The organism is Enterococcus sp. AZ170 (assembly GCF_050545135.1).
In the GTDB taxonomy this organism is placed as follows: domain Bacteria; phylum Bacillota; class Bacilli; order Lactobacillales; family Enterococcaceae; genus Enterococcus_L; species Enterococcus_L ureilyticus.
In genome coordinates this window covers 1,897,276-1,914,586 of sequence record NZ_CP172947.1, presented here as the reverse complement: position 1 = coordinate 1,914,586, position 17,311 = coordinate 1,897,276, and the positions used below count along the sequence as shown (strand labels likewise).

The 17,311-nt window shown below is 35.1% G+C and carries 19 protein-coding genes; 15 read left to right on the top strand and 4 right to left on the bottom strand.

Annotation, left to right across the window (positions count from 1 at the left end; translation table 11 throughout):
* Window positions 1-2: 2 nt before the first annotated feature.
* The 6 genes from IGJ55_RS09235 (at window position 3) to IGJ55_RS09210 (ending at window position 4,113) form a co-directional block, all read left to right on the top strand.
* A complete protein-coding gene (locus IGJ55_RS09235) occupies window positions 3-1,124 on the top strand; it encodes a CAP-associated domain-containing protein (RefSeq protein WP_429949654.1) in 1,122 nt (373 codons plus the stop codon).
* A gap of 2 nt (window positions 1,125-1,126) precedes the next feature.
* A complete protein-coding gene (locus IGJ55_RS09230) occupies window positions 1,127-1,558 on the top strand; it encodes a YlbF family regulator (protein ID WP_069640811.1) in 432 nt (143 codons plus the stop codon).
* On the top strand, window positions 1,548-1,898 hold the full coding sequence (locus tag IGJ55_RS09225; protein ID WP_429949656.1) for a YlbG family protein: 351 nt from the start codon (window positions 1,548-1,550) through the stop codon (window positions 1,896-1,898). Before IGJ55_RS09230 ends, IGJ55_RS09225 begins: the two co-directional genes overlap by 11 nt.
* Before the next feature lie 104 nt (window positions 1,899-2,002).
* Window positions 2,003-2,566: a 16S rRNA (guanine(966)-N(2))-methyltransferase RsmD gene (rsmD, locus tag IGJ55_RS09220; protein WP_429949658.1), complete on the top strand. Its 564-nt coding sequence runs from the start codon at window positions 2,003-2,005 to the stop codon at window positions 2,564-2,566.
* Window positions 2,559-3,059: a pantetheine-phosphate adenylyltransferase gene (gene coaD / locus IGJ55_RS09215; RefSeq protein ID WP_069640808.1), complete on the top strand. Its 501-nt coding sequence runs from the start codon at window positions 2,559-2,561 to the stop codon at window positions 3,057-3,059. Before rsmD ends, coaD begins: the two co-directional genes overlap by 8 nt.
* On the top strand, window positions 3,052-4,113 hold the full coding sequence (locus tag IGJ55_RS09210) for a SepM family pheromone-processing serine protease (RefSeq protein ID WP_429949660.1): 1,062 nt from the start codon (window positions 3,052-3,054) through the stop codon (window positions 4,111-4,113). The genes coaD and IGJ55_RS09210 overlap by 8 nt, the downstream gene beginning before the upstream one ends.
* A 62-nt stretch (window positions 4,114-4,175) precedes the next feature.
* On the opposite strand, the gene IGJ55_RS09205 is transcribed toward IGJ55_RS09210, so the two are convergent.
* The gene (locus IGJ55_RS09205; RefSeq protein ID WP_069640806.1) at window positions 4,176-5,000 is read right to left on the bottom strand and encodes a hypothetical protein; all 825 of its coding nucleotides are present in this window, start codon (window positions 4,998-5,000) and stop codon (window positions 4,176-4,178) included.
* Between the two features lie 91 nt (window positions 5,001-5,091).
* Window positions 5,092-5,604 (bottom strand): sigma-70 family RNA polymerase sigma factor, encoded by a 513-nt coding sequence (locus IGJ55_RS09200; RefSeq protein WP_430606216.1) that lies wholly within the window; start codon window positions 5,602-5,604, stop codon window positions 5,092-5,094.
* A gap of 97 nt (window positions 5,605-5,701) precedes the next feature.
* Between IGJ55_RS09200 and IGJ55_RS09195 the strand changes: the two genes are divergently transcribed.
* From IGJ55_RS09195 to IGJ55_RS09175, 5 genes are all read left to right on the top strand, one after another.
* Window positions 5,702-6,328: a helix-hairpin-helix domain-containing protein gene (locus IGJ55_RS09195; RefSeq protein ID WP_340689701.1), complete on the top strand. Its 627-nt coding sequence runs from the start codon at window positions 5,702-5,704 to the stop codon at window positions 6,326-6,328.
* Window positions 6,329-6,495: 167 nt separating this feature from the next.
* On the top strand, window positions 6,496-7,005 hold the full coding sequence (locus IGJ55_RS09190) for a ComE operon protein 2 (protein WP_207121586.1): 510 nt from the start codon (window positions 6,496-6,498) through the stop codon (window positions 7,003-7,005).
* On the top strand, window positions 6,968-9,310 hold the full coding sequence (locus IGJ55_RS09185; protein ID WP_430606213.1) for a DNA internalization-related competence protein ComEC/Rec2: 2,343 nt from the start codon (window positions 6,968-6,970) through the stop codon (window positions 9,308-9,310). Before IGJ55_RS09190 ends, IGJ55_RS09185 begins: the two co-directional genes overlap by 38 nt.
* Window positions 9,311-9,359: 49 nt before the next feature.
* Window positions 9,360-10,391: a DNA polymerase III subunit delta gene (gene holA / locus IGJ55_RS09180; protein WP_207121584.1), complete on the top strand. Its 1,032-nt coding sequence runs from the start codon at window positions 9,360-9,362 to the stop codon at window positions 10,389-10,391.
* 82 nt (window positions 10,392-10,473) lie between these two features.
* Window positions 10,474-10,731, top strand: a complete 258-nt coding sequence (locus tag IGJ55_RS09175; RefSeq protein WP_207121583.1) for a hypothetical protein — start codon at window positions 10,474-10,476, stop codon at window positions 10,729-10,731.
* Window positions 10,732-10,915: 184 nt separating this feature from the next.
* Here IGJ55_RS09175 and rpsT read toward each other — a convergent pair whose 3' ends face one another.
* Window positions 10,916-11,170, bottom strand: coding sequence for a 30S ribosomal protein S20 (gene rpsT, locus IGJ55_RS09170; RefSeq protein WP_010764753.1), 255 nt, complete (start codon window positions 11,168-11,170; stop codon window positions 10,916-10,918).
* Between the two features lie 280 nt (window positions 11,171-11,450).
* On the opposite strand from rpsT, the gene IGJ55_RS09165 reads away from it, so the two are divergent.
* The 4 genes from IGJ55_RS09165 (at window position 11,451) to IGJ55_RS09150 (ending at window position 15,265) form a co-directional block, all read left to right on the top strand.
* The gene (locus tag IGJ55_RS09165; RefSeq protein WP_430608145.1) at window positions 11,451-12,428 is read left to right on the top strand and encodes an inorganic phosphate transporter; all 978 of its coding nucleotides are present in this window, start codon (window positions 11,451-11,453) and stop codon (window positions 12,426-12,428) included.
* A 12-nt stretch (window positions 12,429-12,440) separates the two neighbouring features.
* A complete protein-coding gene (locus IGJ55_RS09160; RefSeq protein WP_207121582.1) occupies window positions 12,441-13,064 on the top strand; it encodes a DUF47 domain-containing protein in 624 nt (207 codons plus the stop codon).
* Window positions 13,065-13,147: 83 nt separating this feature from the next.
* Window positions 13,148-13,789 (top strand): HD domain-containing protein, encoded by a 642-nt coding sequence (locus tag IGJ55_RS09155; RefSeq protein ID WP_430606212.1) that lies wholly within the window; start codon window positions 13,148-13,150, stop codon window positions 13,787-13,789.
* 82 nt (window positions 13,790-13,871) lie between these two features.
* A protein-coding gene (locus IGJ55_RS09150; RefSeq protein WP_430606211.1) for an IS3 family transposase occupies window positions 13,872-15,265 on the top strand; the annotation gives its coding sequence in 2 pieces (ribosomal slippage) (window positions 13,872-14,412 and window positions 14,412-15,265; 1,395 coding nt in all).
* A gap of 75 nt (window positions 15,266-15,340) precedes the next feature.
* Here IGJ55_RS09150 and IGJ55_RS09145 read toward each other — a convergent pair.
* The gene (locus IGJ55_RS09145; RefSeq protein ID WP_207121620.1) at window positions 15,341-17,263 is read right to left on the bottom strand and encodes a heavy metal translocating P-type ATPase; all 1,923 of its coding nucleotides are present in this window, start codon (window positions 17,261-17,263) and stop codon (window positions 15,341-15,343) included.
* Window positions 17,264-17,311 lie beyond the last annotated feature (48 nt).

The following is a 17,311-nucleotide window of genomic DNA, read 5'->3' as shown; positions in this document are numbered from 1 at the left end:
AGATGAAGCGAGTATTAGCTTTTCTAGGTGTTTTCTTAGTAGTCTTACTAGTTGGTTATTTACAACCGGTCTTTTTCCCTGCTGAAAAAACACGGCAAGAAGTAGAGGGTGGGAGGCATGCTGTCTCCCATACTGCTTTACCTTATGAAGAAATTCCAACATCAGGATATGCTGAATACATAGGTAAGAAGGCTGTTGATTTTACAGCTGATTTTGGGGAACCAATTGAGCAACAAAAATCTGGTATGGGTTATGAAGTACTGATATATGGAAAAAAAGATGCTGACTATCTAGAGATAACTGTAAAAGATGAAAAAATTTCTATGATCAAAGCCTTCAATGACTCAAAAGAAACGGCACCATTCTCAATTGGGATGAAATTATCAGATGTATCAGAATTAATGACGATCTATTCAAATTTTGCATTTACATATAAAGAAAATAAGTATAACATTGAACTGATGGAAGAAGATATGAACTATCGTCCATTGATTGCTTTTGATAATAAAACTTTTGCATTATTATTTTTTAACCATGGCACAAGTAAGCTTGCAGCAGTGACTTATTTAAATAAAGAAACTTTATTGACCTTGATGCCATATCAATTACTTGAAGGTGAAGTAATCCCATTTTCTACAGAGGAACAAATAATGGGATTTGATGCAGTTAAAAGCAATCAAGTGATTCGAATCATCAATTTATTAAGAATCAAAGAAGGCCTGCCAACCTATCGAGTGAACACTGAAAGTCAAAAAAATGCTCAAAAACTTTTTGAAGTTTTAAACAAAAATCAGAAAAATATTCTATCATCTGAGAGAGCAGAAAGTTGGCAATTCAGCAAAGAACAAATGGCCACAACGGCTATTTTTACACTAACAAATGAGGAGTATCAAAAATTATTGAAAGTTGGACAATTAGACAAGAAAAAGGCTACAGGTATGTATGCTGAACCCATCTATGATCCAACATTCACAGTACTTTCTTGGTTTTCAGATTCTTTGTACCACTCTAGGTTTTCTCATGAAGAGAAGGAAAATATTGGCGTTGCATTCTCTAAAGCAAGTATGTTAGTCTTAATGCAAGAAACTGAAAAAGAAATATCTCAAACAGAGGAAAGTGAATAAGTATGATAGTGACAGAAAAACTATTTGAAATAGAAGATCAGACAGAAAAGCTTGTTCAAGCGATTTTAACAAGTGAGAGTATGGATTCTTATAAAAAGAATCGTATGTCAATGTACGAGTCAAAAGATGTTCGAGAAAAGCAAAAGGCTTTTTTAGATGCAAAAGATTCTTTTGAACGGATTGAAGCCTATGGTAATCATGCACCGGATTTTCGAACAAAGCAACGAGCAGTTCGCCAAGCTAAAAGAGCATTGGATATGAGCGAAGAAGTTGCTGAGTTTCGATTTGCTGAAACAGAGATTCAGACAATTCTTGATTTAGTTGGTATGGCTGTCGCTAAAACAATCTCAGATGATATCAAAGTAGATGCTGGAAATCCTTTCTTTGAAAAAGGAAAACATTCAGGATGTGGGGGTAGTTGTCATGCAAGTTAGTGAAGAAAAAGAACTCACCATCCAAAAACGTCGTTGTTTAATTGTCTGGGTATACAGCCTAAAACAATTAAAAACATTAAAGCGTTATGGACTGATACATTATGTTTCTCGTCGAATGAAATATGTTGTGATATATATGGATGAAGAAGCAATCGAAAGCTCAGAAGCTAAAATAAATGGCTTGCATTTTGTTCGTAAGGTAGAACGCTCGTATCGTCCAGATGTAGAAATGAACTTTGCTGAAAAGATCGGTACAAAAGAAGCCTATCAGTATGAAAAAGAAGAAGGTTTTGAAGTAGAAGAATTAAGTACTAAAATTCGTTTAGCTGAAAATGTGTAAATTGAGATGGAAAATGTGAACGAACTTCAAACATTTTTCATCTTTTTTCTGTATATTTGTTATATGGTTAAAATAGATTGAAACAAGTGAAGGGGCGTTAAAAGATGCGAGTTATTTCTGGAGAATATGGCGGACGACGCTTAAAAGCGTTAGATGGTGACAACACTCGTCCAACAACTGATAAGGTAAAAGAATCAATTTTTAACATGATAGGACCATATTTTGAGGGTGGAACAGTCTTAGATTTGTATGCAGGGAGTGGTGGACTTGCAATTGAAGCTGTATCCAGAGGAATGGACCTAGGGGTTTGTATTGAAAAAAACTTTGCGGCGCTTAAAATCATTAAAGAAAACATTGAAGTAACAAAGGAACCTGAAAAATTTATGGTCAAAAAGATGGATGCGAATAAGGCAATAGATTTTTTGAAAGAAGAAAAAATAACGTTTGATTTAGTTTTGCTAGACCCACCATATGCTAAACAAGAAATTGAAAAACAAATTGATCGAATGATTGTCGGTGGATTACTAAAGCAAGAGGCAGTCATTGTATGTGAGACAGATAAATCTATTGAGCTTCCTGAAAGAATCAGTATACTGAAAAAAGCACGAGAAACAACCTATGGGATTACTCAGATAACGATTTACAAACAGGAGGTAAGACATGACTAGAATTGCTCTTTTTCCTGGAAGCTTTGATCCTTTGACAAATGGTCATCTCAATATGATTGAACGCAGTACTAAGATGTTTGATAAGGTCATTGTTGGTGTTTTTGTCAACACAAATAAAACAGCGCTGTTTACATTAGATGAAAAATTGATTCTGATAAAAGAAGCAGTAGCACATTTAAAAAATGTTGAAGTGATCGTCCAAGAAAGCAAACTCACTGTTGAAAGTGCTACCGAATTAGGCGCGGCTTTTTTAATTCGAGGGATAAGAAATGTGAAAGATTATGAATATGAGAAAGATATTGCTATAATGAACCGTCACTTAGCCCCTGAATTGGAGACTGTTTTTTTGTTAGCAGATGAACCCTATGCACACGTGAGCTCAAGCTTAATCAAAGAAGTGCTGAAATTTGGTGGAGATGTTTCGCAGTATCTACCTAAGTCTGTTAATCAAGCACTAAATCAAAAGAATCGTGAGATGAACCTAGATGAATAATACGCATGAAAAAAAATTATCAATCAAGTCGATGCTACCTTTTGTAGCAATCATTTTATTAATTATTGTTATGATTTTCCCAATTCCTTATTATATTGAAGGACCTGGTACAACTGAGAATTTAAAAGAGTTTGTGACGGTGGATAATAAAAAAGATTCAGAACCGGGTGCGTTTTATTTAACGACCGTTGGGGTTCGTAAAGCAACGTTGGCTTCTGCCTTAAAAGCAAAGTTTTCAGATTTTCAAGAGCTGGTCAGTAAAGAGGAATTGATGGGATCAAGTACAAATAGTGAATATGAACGAATTCAGCAATATTATATGGACTCTTCTAAAAATGCGGCAATCGAGCAAGCGTTGAAACTTGCTAAAGTTCCTTATGAAATGGCATTTAAAGGAGTTTATGTTTTAGCAGTTGATGACAATTCAAGTTTTAAAGGAAAAATTTCTGTCGGAGATACAGTCACAGGAATCGATGGAAAAACATTTAAAAGCAGTGAAGAGTTTGTCGATTACGTAAAGAAACAGAAAATCGGGCAAGAAGTTACTGTAAACTATTCGCAAGATGGTGTGTCTAAAGAAGCAACAGGAAAATTGATCGAACTGTCGACAGATAAAAAAGCTGGAATCGGCATTGGCTTGACAGATCATACTGAGATCAATTCTTCTATTCCGGTTGAAATCGATGCTGGGGATATTGGCGGTCCTTCAGCTGGTCTGATGTTCACTTTGGAAACATATGAGCAACTAACGCAAAAAGGAATTCGTAAGGGACACAAGATTGCTGGAACCGGCACAATTAATACTGACGGCGTTGTCGGACGGATTGGTGGCATTGATAAGAAAGTAGTCACTGCTAGCAAAAACGAGACAGAAATCTTCTTTGCTCCAGACGATGAAATTACTAAAGAAATGAAAAAAGCAGAACCAGGTATCAAAACGAACTATGAAGAGGCGAAAGCTGCTGCTGAGAAAATTGGCACAAAAATGAAAATCGTTCCTGTAAAAAATGTACAAGATGCACTAGATTACCTAGCCACATTAAAAGAAAAATAAATAAGTAGTATTAGCTAGAATCTATTCTAGCTAATACTACTTATTTTTATGTTGACACTAGCCTATGAGATTAAATGAAACAACATGCTACTTTTTATAACAATAGCTGTGGAAAGGTCAAAGATAAATTTAAACGGACCAATATGAAAAAAGCCACCTAAAGCAAAGAGCAGTAAAACGATTGCAGCTAAAATGTTAAAAAAGTAAAAAGTGACTTTATACGCCAAGATAGGGTTGTTAACAACTCTATCAAATGTTCGTTTGCGATATATTTTCTCCGTAACCAGAATGGTTTGCAGTGCTGGAATTTCCAGCAATTGCCGTTTTAAAATATCTGCATCACGTTGGCCTAACAACTCTGAAAAAATATGGTTTTCAGATTCAAAGTCGAAAGTGTAGGTATAAAGAGCAACACGTTTAGGTGGAAAAGACTCGTCCCAATCAAAATAGGTCATTTTATTTTCTTTAAGTGTGATGGCTTTGATCGTTGAATAGGGATAGCTAAAAAAAGTTCGTTGATCTAAAAATTCAATGATTGTTGTAAAAATCATTTTTTTATTCGTAAAAATCAACAACCTGTTGCCCCTAAGATCATTAAAATCTTTTACATACGCTTTTGCTTCGGGCGATTCAGGATGATACATTCCCATTAGACCCAGGCCTACGACAGAAGCATTTTGTCCATCATTTGTCATTGGCAAGTACGCATGGATTTCCTCTCCTTCCTCAAGGTAGGGCTTGATTTTCTCAATAAAGCTTTGAAGAAATATATACATTTTGGTTTGATTGAATAAATTCCTTTTTTGTTGAGCATTAAGCTCCTTTGTTGAACGATTATTTATTTCATTATTAAACTGATTAATGACTGTTTTGAATGGATTAACCATTTTAAATTCCTCCTTAAAATAAAAGTGTAGCAGGTGCTTTTGCCACAATCGGATTTTATCTTTTTTTAAGCCAGATAGTCCGATGGGCGGATCAAAATAATTCTTTAATCTTTTTTCTCCCACGTGACAGATGATTATAAACCTGTGAAACCTCCATTTTTAAATCTTTGGCAATATCATTAGGACTATCTTGATAATAATAGTATTTTAGAAAAATCAATTGATCCTCTTCCGTTAGATGTTTTAATAAATCTAAGAAATTTTCTTTCTCAAAATAGTCTTCGACTAAAGTGTTTTCTGGTAGCTGCTCCATCGGAATAATATTTCGTTCACGGATGATCACACGTTTTTTATCTAAACAAATGTTGCGTGTTAGGGTCAGACACCATGTTTTTAGACTACTTTTTTGTGCGTCATAGTGATCAATTTTTTGCCAAATACGATAAAACACCTCATTTTCAACTTCTTTACGATAAGTTATCTCATCAGAATGATTCAAAATTGCGCGGATGCATTTAACGATATCTGTACCTAAAAGATCAATCAATTTTTCTAACCCCAAAAAATCTTTACCAATTAATAACGCTACAATTTCCTTCTCCATCTCTTTATCACCTTCTTACTCTATTATACGATCAAATTTGTTCTTTTCTATCATGAAAAAATAGAAATAACGCGTATATTAATTTTGAAGGGAGGAAATGATGGATTTTCGTAGGTTATTAGATAAAGATAAGTATTATACAATTGCTGTTAGCATGATTGTTATTATTGTTAGCGTTGTTTTTTTATTTTTGTTTGTTCAAAAAAATCAAAAAGAAGTTTCCGAAGCTGAACGAACCATGACCTCAATAATTTCAACTCATTCATCAGAAGCTGAATCGTCTTCTCAGCAACTATACGTCGATATAAAGGGCGCTGTTAAAAAACCAGGGATGTACGAAGGGAACGCAAATATGCGAGTCTGGGACGCGGTAATGCTTGCAGGAGGGGTCAGTGATGAAGCTGATACAAAGTACGTCAATTTTTCTGAACGGGTTGTTGACCAGATGGTGATTTACGTTCCAAAAGTAGGGGAAGAAGTTCAAAGTAGTACAAGCAAAGCTGACTCTCAAAATGGAGCAATGAACGATACAAGCAAAGTCAATCTTAATCAAGCTAGCGAAAGTGAACTACAAAATTTACCAGGTATTGGTCAAAAAAAAGCGCAGGAAATCATTCGCTATCGGGAAGAAAATGGAGGTTTTAAAAAGATCGAAGATTTAAAAAACATTTCAGGTTTTGGTGAAAAAACGTTTGAAAAACTAAAAGATTTGATTACTTTATAAAAATTGATAACGATTTTCAAAAAAGAGAAAATAATTATTTTACAAATATCATGTATAGGTTCTTGACGAGACTTTTTCTATAATTTACTATTTGTATAACCTAATATTAAATTGAAATCAGCAAAATGAATTTTAGAAAATAAATAATCATTAAAAAGGAGTAAAATATGACATTAGAGAGAATCCCTTGGGATCAATATTTTATGGCACAAAGTGTTTTGTTGTCGTTAAGAAGTACGTGCACAAGATTAGAAGTAGGCGCAACCATTGTTAGAGATAAACGAATTATTGCTGGCGGATATAATGGTTCAGTTAGTGGTGATGTTCATTGTATCGATGATGGCTGTTATATTGTTGATGGCCATTGTGTCAGGACAATCCATGCAGAGATGAATGCCGTTTTACAGTGTGCTAAATTTGGTATCCCGACAGAGGGAGCTGAGATTTATGTAACGCATTTTCCTTGTCTACAATGCACTAAGATGATTTTACAAGCAGGAATCAAAAAAATTCATTACTTAAAGGATTATCGCAATGATGAATATGCTTTAGCTTTGATCAAACAAGTAGGAGCTACAGTAGATCAAGTCAGTTTATCTAAGAAGTATTTTGCTGAATTACAATTAGGAGAAGATGAGATTGCTTCAGTGGAAGAAGCACCTCAAGCTGATCAATAATTACTGGATTTTTCCAGTCTTAGTAATAATAGGAACTGTTTTTTTAGTTTTAGAACCAACTCTATTAACAGGAATTGTTTGGTTTTATATAATTAGTCGAGTCCTCTATACTGGAAACAAATGGATTATTGGTGCTAGTTTTTTATGTATGTGTATTATGATCGTTTCCTGTGTAAGGATTTTGAGAAAAGAAGAACTAGAGAAATTTCCAGAAACACACCAAATAATTGGAGACTTATCTGTATTACCCGATCAAGTTAAAATCGATGGTGATCGCCTCCAATTAGAGGGGAATATTACGATATCTAATAAAGAAAAGCGGAAGATTGTCGCATTTTATCGATTGACCTCTGAACAAGAAAAGCAAAGTTGGCAAAAAGTAAATCAGCCATTGAAAGTCAATATTTCAGGTGAATTTGAAACCCCTATGTCAAAAACAAATTTGAATGGGTTTGATTATCGAAACTATTTAAAAGAAAATGGGATCTATCAAACATTGACGATTGAGAAGATACATAAAATTCAAGAAGAGAGACCAAAATTTTATGAACTCTTAGCTTGGTTAAGTAGCTATCGAAAAAAAGGAATCGATCACTGTGATAAAACATTTTTAAAAGAGACGACCTTATATCTTAAAACATTGATTTTTGGGTTTAAATCAAGTGAATTTTCTCAAAAAGAAGGAATGTTTTCAAATTTAGGTATTCTTCATTTATTCAGTTTATCTGGAATGCATGTAACTTTTTTTATTGGACGTTTTCGGTATATATTTTTAAAATGTGGACTTACCTTAGAACAATTATTTTGGTTACAATTACTATTTTCAATTGTGTATGCAGGCTTCGCTGGCTTTTCAACTAGTGTTGTTAGAGCATTGCTTCAGTGTATGCTGGTTTTGAGTAATCGAGAATTTAAATGGCAGCTATCTGCATTGGATTGTTGGAGTTTAACCTTGATGCTATGTTTATTTTTTCAACCGTATCTTCTTTTTTCCGCAGCTGGTCAATTAAGTTATGGTTTATCTTTTTTTATTTTATTTGTCTATCCTATTGTAAGAAAAGTCAGCAATCGTTATTTGCAAACGTATTATTTTTCTCTATTGTTAAATCTGACGATCATTCCGTTGGTGGGGTTAACATTTTTTGAATGGCAGGTAACGAGCAGTGTATATACATTTTTATTAGTGCCTGTTTTTGAACGATTTATGTTGCCAGTATTAAGTATTAGTTTACTTAGTTCATTCCTACTGAAAGCTACTTTTATCATTGATACCTTGGAAATTTATTTTTCTGTCCAACAATCATTTTTTGAATGGTTAAGTCAAAATACTACTCACACCATTGTTACAGGGGTATTTTCACCTATACTTTTTCTCGTAATGCTTTCGCTGATGCTTCTATTTTTGCATATGTTGTTAAACCAATCCAAACAAGTATATTTGGTTGGAATTGCGCTATTCTTGTTGATGTATAGCAAATATGTATCACCAAATGGTACAATTGCCTTTATTGATGTTGGACAAGGAGACAGCATATTTATACAGACCCCCTTTCATCAAGAAAATATATTGATTGATACTGGTGGGAAATTGGACTATAAAAAGGAAAAGTGGGCGACTAAAACAAAGCAAACAAGCAATGCAGATTATTCAGTAATTCCGTATTTGAAAAGTAAAGGTGTTAAGTATCTAGATAAAGTATTGATTACTCATGGACACATCGATCATTTTGGTGATTTAGTAGCAATTAATGAGAAAATTCCAATTCGTTCCATTTATTTTCCTGTTGGCACAGATAAGAAAATAGCTTTTTTCTCTATGATTGAGTACTTAAAAAAGAGTGGAACGAAATGTTATCCAATTTTAATTGGAGATTCAGTTAGTGATCATATTCCACTGAAAACCCTTGCCCCAGATCATTTAGGCACTGGAGAAAATAAAGACTCAATTGTAGTTTATACAAAAGTTGCTGGGCGAGGTTTCCTATTTACAGGAGATTTAGAAAAAGAGGGAGAGGAACAGTTAGTAAAACAATTTCCAGCCTTGAAGGTTGATGTACTTAAAGTTGGACATCATGGCAGTAAAACGTCATCTACTCCTTTGTTTATTCAAAGTATTGAGCCAAAGGAGAGCATTATTTCTTGCGGGCGTAATAATAGATTTAATCATCCTCATAAAGAAACTATAGAAACATTAAAGCAATTTAAAATCAAACAGTTTCAAACAAATAAAAATGGCATGATTTATTATGAATGGACTCCGTTTTCAGATATGTCTCCAGCTAAAACAATCCTGAAAGAAGACTAGCAATTCTTAAAATGACATGATAGGATTGAAAAGAGAAATGAGGGAATTTATGAATTTACAAGAGGCATTGAAACAGGTAAGACAACAGCAGTTTGCTTCTGTCTATTTAGTTCAAGGAACAGAGAGTTATTTGGGCGAGTTATTTAAGACAGAATTGATGGATCAATTAATCAAAACAGAAGATGATCAGTTCAATTATTCTTCTTTTGATATGGAGGAGGTTCCCCTATCTATAGCCATAGAGGAAGCTGAGACGATTCCTTTTTTTGGAGACTATCGCTTGGTATTTATAGAAAATCCTTATTTTTTAACGGCGGAAAGAAGAACGAACGGACTTGATCATGATATCGAGAGTTTGCTTAAGTATTTGGAACAGCCTTCACCAACAACTATCTTAGTTTTTATTGCAAATGTCGAAAAATTAGACGAACGTAAAAAAATAACGAAAGCAATCAAAAAACAGGCAGAAGTCATTGATGTAAATCCCATGGGAGAGCGTGAAGTAAGGCAGTATGTAGAACAAACAATTCAAAGTGAGGGGTATGAAATACGACCTGAAGCATTTGATTTATTAGTACAGCTGACAGATCTAAATCTTTCAAAAATAATGGGTGAATTGCAAAAGTTATTTTTATATGCTTCTGAAAATAAAATAATTTCTTTATATGGAGTCAAAGAACTCGTACCAAAATCTTTAGAACATAATGTCTTTGATTTAACAAACGAGGTCTTATCTGGGTCTAGTGAGAAAGCAATTCAATTGTATGAAGATCTACTTCTTCAGGGGGAAGAGACCATTAAATTAAATGCTATTTTATTAAATCAAATCCGCCTATTTTTACAAACAAAAATCTTAGCCAAATTAGGGTATCAACAAGCAAATATTGCGGAAACCTTAAAAATTCACCCTTATCGTATTAAACTTGCTTTACAGCAAGTGCGACGCTTTGAGTTAGATCGTCTAGAAGCAATTTATGACGAATTAGTAGAAAATGATTTTAGAATGAAAACAGGTCAGATGGACAAAGAGTTGCTCTTTGAATTGTTTATTCTCAAATTATCTGGGCAAGTGACTCGCTAAAATAGGAGGATTTATTATGAATGAATCGAAGAAAATCATTGAAATATTTTTCAGAGAGGTTCGATCAGGGAGCAATCTTTAAGTGGTGTATGATCTTATGCGTGTACAGGTTATTGCACATCAAGTTCAATCGGAAAATGAGTATATCATAACAAAATCTCCTCAAGATTATATTGAACATGTAAAGGATATACTTGAACTTTATGGACAATTTGGATTAGAAATTCAAGAAATTCTGGCTGACGATCAAAAGGTTTACGTTAGAGGGGGACAGACAGGTCAAACAAGTAAAAACGAAACAATCATTCAATCAGCTAGTGCGGTTTATCTAATTGAGTAGCAGTAGTTTAAACGAGTCAAACGAAATTTTGACCTGTTTTAATTTATAGAAATGTGACTGAAACAAAAGTGCGCACCATTGTGAATTTCGGCTTTAAAGGACTGGATGATAAAATGCTAAGCTTTATAATTCAGTCTTTTTTAATAAAAAAGAAGTTAACACGAATGTTAACTTCTACAAATCATTATTTTGCTAATTTTTTGCTTAAACGAGATTTGTCACGGCCTGCTTTGTTTTTATGGATTAATCCTTTTGTTTCAGCCATATCAACAGCTTTGATAGCTTCTGTATATAACGCATCAACATTGTCAGCACCAGCAGCTACAGCATCTTCAAATTTCTTGATAGCTGTACGCATAGCATTTTTTTGAGATGAATTTTGAGCATTCTTATTAGCGTTAGTACGTACACGTTTAATTGCAGATTCAATATTTGGCATTTCTTTCACCTCCGATAAATTAAGGTCTTACACAGGAAAATCCATATGTAATTCAACACTAATCATTATACCTAATCCAAACAGGCATTGCAATAAAAGATGACAAGTTTTTTTCCTTAACAGTGAAATTACGGTTTTCTTTATGTGAAAAACTTTAATGACTTTAAGTTTGATCAGAAAACTAGATACTTTTTATAAAAAATATGCTATCATAGCAGGGGAAAAATGAAATGGTGGTGTCAATGTGAATATTGCTTTAATTATAACGGTCACTCTTGTTATGGGCGTTATTTTTGTCAATGGCTGGACAGATGCGCCAAATGCAATTGCAACCGCTGTCTCGACACGGGTTTTAAAACCAAATGTTGCGATCTGGATGGCTGTTGTCATGAATTTTTTTGGTGCGTTGGTGATGACATACTTTAATGCGCAAGTTGCTGAAACAATTAGTAATATCGTGAGCTTTGATGCGCATGGAAATGCATCGCAAGTAGCGTTAGCCGCTGCATTATTTTCGATCGTAGTTTGGTCTGTTGCAGCGTGGTATTTTGGAATTCCAACAAGTGAGAGTCATGCATTGATCGCTGGTCTGACGGGATCAGCAATGGCTTTAGGAGGACTTGGAGCTGTCAATGGAACTGAATGGGCCAAAGTATTAGTTGGACTAGTGGTTTCTACGGTAATGGGATTTGGTGGAGGATTTCTTGTTACGAAGCTAATTGTAATCCTTTTCAGAGGTGTAGCTAGAAGAACTGCTAATAAAGTATTTACCTATGGTCAAGCGTTCGGTGCGGCGGCTAATGCCTTCTTACATGGTGCTCAAGATGGTCAAAAATTTATGGGAGTCTTTATGTTAGGGCTTTATTATAATAATCTAGCAGAAAAGTCAGGTTCAGGCTTTATTATTCCAATTTGGGTCATGGTCTTGTGTTCAGTCACAATGGGATTTGGTACGTCAGTGGGCGGCATGAGGATTATTAAATCAGTTGGAATGGATATGGTGAAATTGGAACTTTATCAAGGATTTGCGGCGGATTTAAGTACATCAGTCTGTTTGTTTGCAGCATCTATTTTTGGAATTCCTGTATCTACCACACATACAAAGACAACTGCAATTATGGGGGTCGGTGCCTCGAAACGTGTATCTAGCGTCGATTGGCGCATTGTAAAAGAGATGCTGATTGCTTGGATTTTGACTTTTCCAGGTTGTGGGATCATTGCCTTTGTTATGGCGAAACTATTTATGGCGGTATTTTAAGGAGAGAATAAGATGGCTAGAAAAAAGCAATTCGATTATTTTGGTGAATTAGAACGTTTGGCAATGAACGCACATCAAGCGGCAGAGCTTTTAGAAATGATTGCAATGGATTATTCACTTGAAAAATTAGAGGAAGAAGCTGAAAAAATTCACGTATTGGAAAAAGAAGGAGATCAAATCGTTCAAAAAATTTTAAGTGAATTATATATTTCGTTTATTACACCGATTGATAGAGAAGATATTGTTGAAATAACACAACGCTTAGATGATGTCTTGGATACAATCAACAGTATTGCCTATTTGTTAAGTAGCTTAGTTGTGAAAGAATTAAATGATAACGCCAGGGTATTTATTACTTACGGAGTAGAGGCAACGGCCGGTGTTTTAACTGCTACAAAAGAATTTGCAAAATTTAAGAATTCCAAAACACTGCATACAATGATTAATGAGGTAAGTGAAATTGAGGGAAAAGCGGATAAATTATATAGTGAATCTCTTAAAGAATTATTCACTAACGAGCAAAATCCAGTTGAGGTTATTCGCTGGAAAAATGTCTATGATCAATTAGAAGAATTATTAAATGCAAGTGAATCTGTAGTCAATGTAATTAGTGGACTAGTCATTAAAAATAGTTAACCATGAGTTATTAATCATAGAATGATGATAATTCGAGGTAAAAGTTTCGACATCCCTACAGGTATATCGTTTGGAGGAATAGAATGCGCGATCAAAATATAGAGGCAATCAAAAACTATACAAAGGCAATTATGCTAAAAGACCAAACGGGACATGGCATGGATCATATCAATAGAGTGGTCCGCTTAGCAAATAAAATTGCTGATACAGAACAATGTGATCACTTTGTTGTTATCGCGGCGGCTTATCTTCATGATACAGTGGATGATAAATTAGTTTCTGATCCAGAAGATGCTTATAAACAACTAAGTGAGTTTTTGGCTAGTCTTACCATTTCTGTTAGTGTAGTTGAACGAATCATTTATATAGTGGAAAACATTTCTTTTAGTCAAACACTGACAGGAACAAGAGAAAAGCTTAGCATTGAAGGCCAAATTGTACAAGATGCTGATCGTTTAGATGCTATGGGAGCCATTGGCATTACTCGAACAATCTATTATGGCGGCCATAAAGGAAATCCTATCTATGATCCAAAAATTTTACCTAGAACACTTCAATCAAAAAGTGAATATCGAAAAGATAGCACGGTCATCAACCATTTTTACGAGAAGATCATACGGCTAAATACAGGACTAAATACAAATTACGCAAAAAAAATTGGGCAAAAACGCCAAGTATTTTTAGAAGAATTTTTAAAAGAGTTTATGAAAGAGTGGAATGAGTAAAAAAAGACTGCAGCCAAAAGATTATGGGTGAAGTGAGCCCCCTAAGTTAGACCAGAAAATCTAACTTAGGGGGCTTTTTATAGTGGCTAAATATGATTATGACTTTAAAAAATCAGTAGTTGAAGCGTATCAGAGGGGAGAAGGTGGGTATGTGGCTCTAGCTCGCCGATACGGTATTCCAGCTGATTCAACAGTAAGAAAATGGGTAAAGATTGTAGAAAAATTGGACTTTAATGCCTTAAACCGACGTAAAAATAAACAAACTTATTCTTCCCAATTCAAGCAAGATGTCATACACTATTATTTGACTAGCGGTGACTCTTACCTTAATGTCGCATTGAAATATGGATTGCCATCTGGAAATCTACTCCAACATTGGCACCAACTATTTCTGCGTGAAGGCATTGAAGGTCTCTTACCGAAACTGAAAGGAAGGCCTTCAATGACTAAGAAAAAGAAGAAACAAATACCAAAAAGGCCGTTAACGCGTGAACAAGAACTGGAACGAGAAAATGAACTGCTTCGTGCAGAACTGGCCTTCGTAAAAAAGCTCCGAGCTTTAGGGATGAATATCCCAGATCGACTCAAGAACGAGATGCACGAATCATCCACGAACTCCGAAAGGAGTTCCGATTAACGATTCTTCTTGAAGCGACAAAATTTCCTAAAGCGACATACATGTATTGGCAAAAGCGATTGAATCGTGGGAATCCAGATGCCAAGCTAGAGGAAACCATTCAAGAAATCTTCGAAGAAAACGATGGGAACTATTGGTATCGTCGGATTCAAATCGCCCTGAACGAACAGGGAGTAAAGGTAAATCAAAAGAAAATCCGTCGAATCATGCGTAAGCTTGGGCTGAAGAGCGTAAAGTTTACACGCAAATCACGTAAGTACAATTCCTACAAAGGGACTGTTGGACGAGTGGCAAAGAATCGGATTCACAGACGATTTGTTACCTCGGTTCCTCATCAAAAGATTACAACTGATACTTCTGAATTTAAGTATTATGAACAAGATACGAACGGAAAACCTGTCATCAAGAAGCTGTATTTAGACCCATTCCTAGATCTGTTTAACGGGGAAATTCTGTCCTATCGAATATCAGAAAAACCAAATGCAAAGGCCGTTCTTGATGCTCAAAAAGAAGCCATAGAACAAACCGCGGACTGCCCCTATCGTCGGACTTTCCATTCTGACCAAGGCTGGGCTTACCAGATGAATGGTTATAGAAAGCCTTTAGCGGAGAAAAAAATATTCCAGAGCATGTCCCGAAAAGGGAATTGTCTTGACAATTCACCGATGGAAAGCTTCTTTGGTCTATTAAAGCAAGAAATTTATTATGGTGTGATTTATACAAGCTTTAAAAGGTTGAAGAGGGCAATTAAAGAGTGGATTAATTACTATAATCATCACCGAATCAAAACAAGGCTCGGCTGCAGTCCCGTTCAATATCGCAAACGGATGACCGCATAATAACCCGACCAAATTTCTTCGGTCGGGTTATGGTCTAACTATTGGGGCTCACTTCATGGGCTGCAGTCTTTTTTATTATTGGACAAAGTCTGCTGTTTGCGAAGAATATTTGTTTTCAGACATAGTTGTTTTTTCAAGAGGAATCGTTTTTAGCATCCGCAATCCGTTTAAGATAACAAGAATTGTGCTTCCTTCATGACCGATAACACCCAGTGGCAAATTGATGATTTGAAAGAAGTTTGATAGTATCAAGAATAGGATGACACTAGAAGAAAACAGAATATTTTGCGTGACGATTCGTTTTAATTTTTTAGAAAGAAGATGACTCATTTGTAGCTTTTCTAGGTCATTCTGTATTAAGATTATATCAGCTACATCCATCGCTATATCTGTCCCTTCACCCATTGCAACGCCAATAGCTGCATTAGCAAGAGCGGGTGCGTCATTGATCCCGTCACCGATCATTCCGTTGACACCATAAGTTTCTTTTTGATGCTTGATGATTGTTGTTTTGTCTTGTGGCAAACAATCAGCATGAACTTCATCAATTTCAAGTTGTGATGCTACAGCAAGGGCAGTTTTTTCATGATCGCCAGTAATCATTGTAGTATGAATCCCTGATTGTTTAAAATAAGCAATCACCTTATATGCTTCAGGTTTAGGAATATCCAAAAGTCCAAAATAAGCGACGATTTCTTGTTCTTGAAATAGATAAACAACCGTTTTTCCTGCATTTTGTAACCTAGAAACTTCGTTTTCCAATTCCTTTTTTTCGCCTATTTGTGTGTTGAAGGTATTTTTCCCCACCCGCCACGTTGTTGAGTCAATCGTGGTTTCCATTCCAAATCCAGTGATATTCTTTACTTCTATCTGATCATAGAGTGTAGTTGTCTCATTGTCGAATCTGGTTATTATTGCCTGAGCTAAGGGATGTGTGGATTGTCTTTCCATTGCTAAAAGGACATTTAAACCTTCCTGCTTATTTTTTAAAAAGACACTATCCGTAACAACTGGAATACCACGAGTTAAAGTTCCAGTCTTGTCAAAAGCGATTGCTTTTAAAGAAGCTAAATTTTCTAAGTAAATTCCGCCTTTAAATAACACACCATTTCTTGCCCCATTGGAAATTGCTGCCAATGTAGCGGGAGTTGCAGAAGCGACTAATGCGCAAGGAGATGCAACGACTAACAATACCATTCCTCTATAAAAGCTTTCATTCCAAGACCAATCTAAAAATAGATAAGGAATTAAAATCATCATAGGAATTGCAATCAAAACGATTTTTACATAGGTATTTTCTAGTTTTTCGATAAAACTTGCGGTCTGTGAAGGGGTATTTTGTGCTTCATCCACTAAACGAATGATTTTTGAAAATAGCGTATTTTCGCTCGTAGTATTCACTGTCATTGTAATTGCTTCGCCCAGATTGATTGTTCCGCCAAACAAGGGATCATTAATTGATTTTTCAGTTGGGATAGACTCACCAGTGACCGCAGCCTCATCAATCGTTGAACAACCTCTGGTCAAAATACCATCAATGGGAATGCGTGCTCCTTTAGGAACAAGCAGTAAATCACCGATTTTTAATTGTTTCACAGGCGTTTCAGTTGTTTTACCTAGCTCATTTAATAGCAAAGCCATTTCAGGTTGTAGATTCATTAGACTGGAGATTTCTTTTTTACTTTTATTTGTCGTATATTCTTCTAATGCACCACTAAGACAAAAGATAAACGTCAACATAGCTCCTTCAAACCAATTACCAATAATGCAGGCACCGATAGCAGCTAAGGCCATAAGTAAATCAACATTAAGACGTTTATTTTCAACAGTTTCTAGTAGACCTGCTTTGGTTTGTTTAAACCCGCCAAAAATGATAGCTACTATAAAACTAATAGGGTAAAAAATTGTACCTGATTTTTCTAAAATAAATCCAATCACCATAAATATTAGACAAAGTATGGTGGCTAGTAGTGCTTTTTTTTCTTCTGAAATTTTCATTTTATCACTCCTCAAATAGAGCATAGCATAAATAAATCTTAAATGATA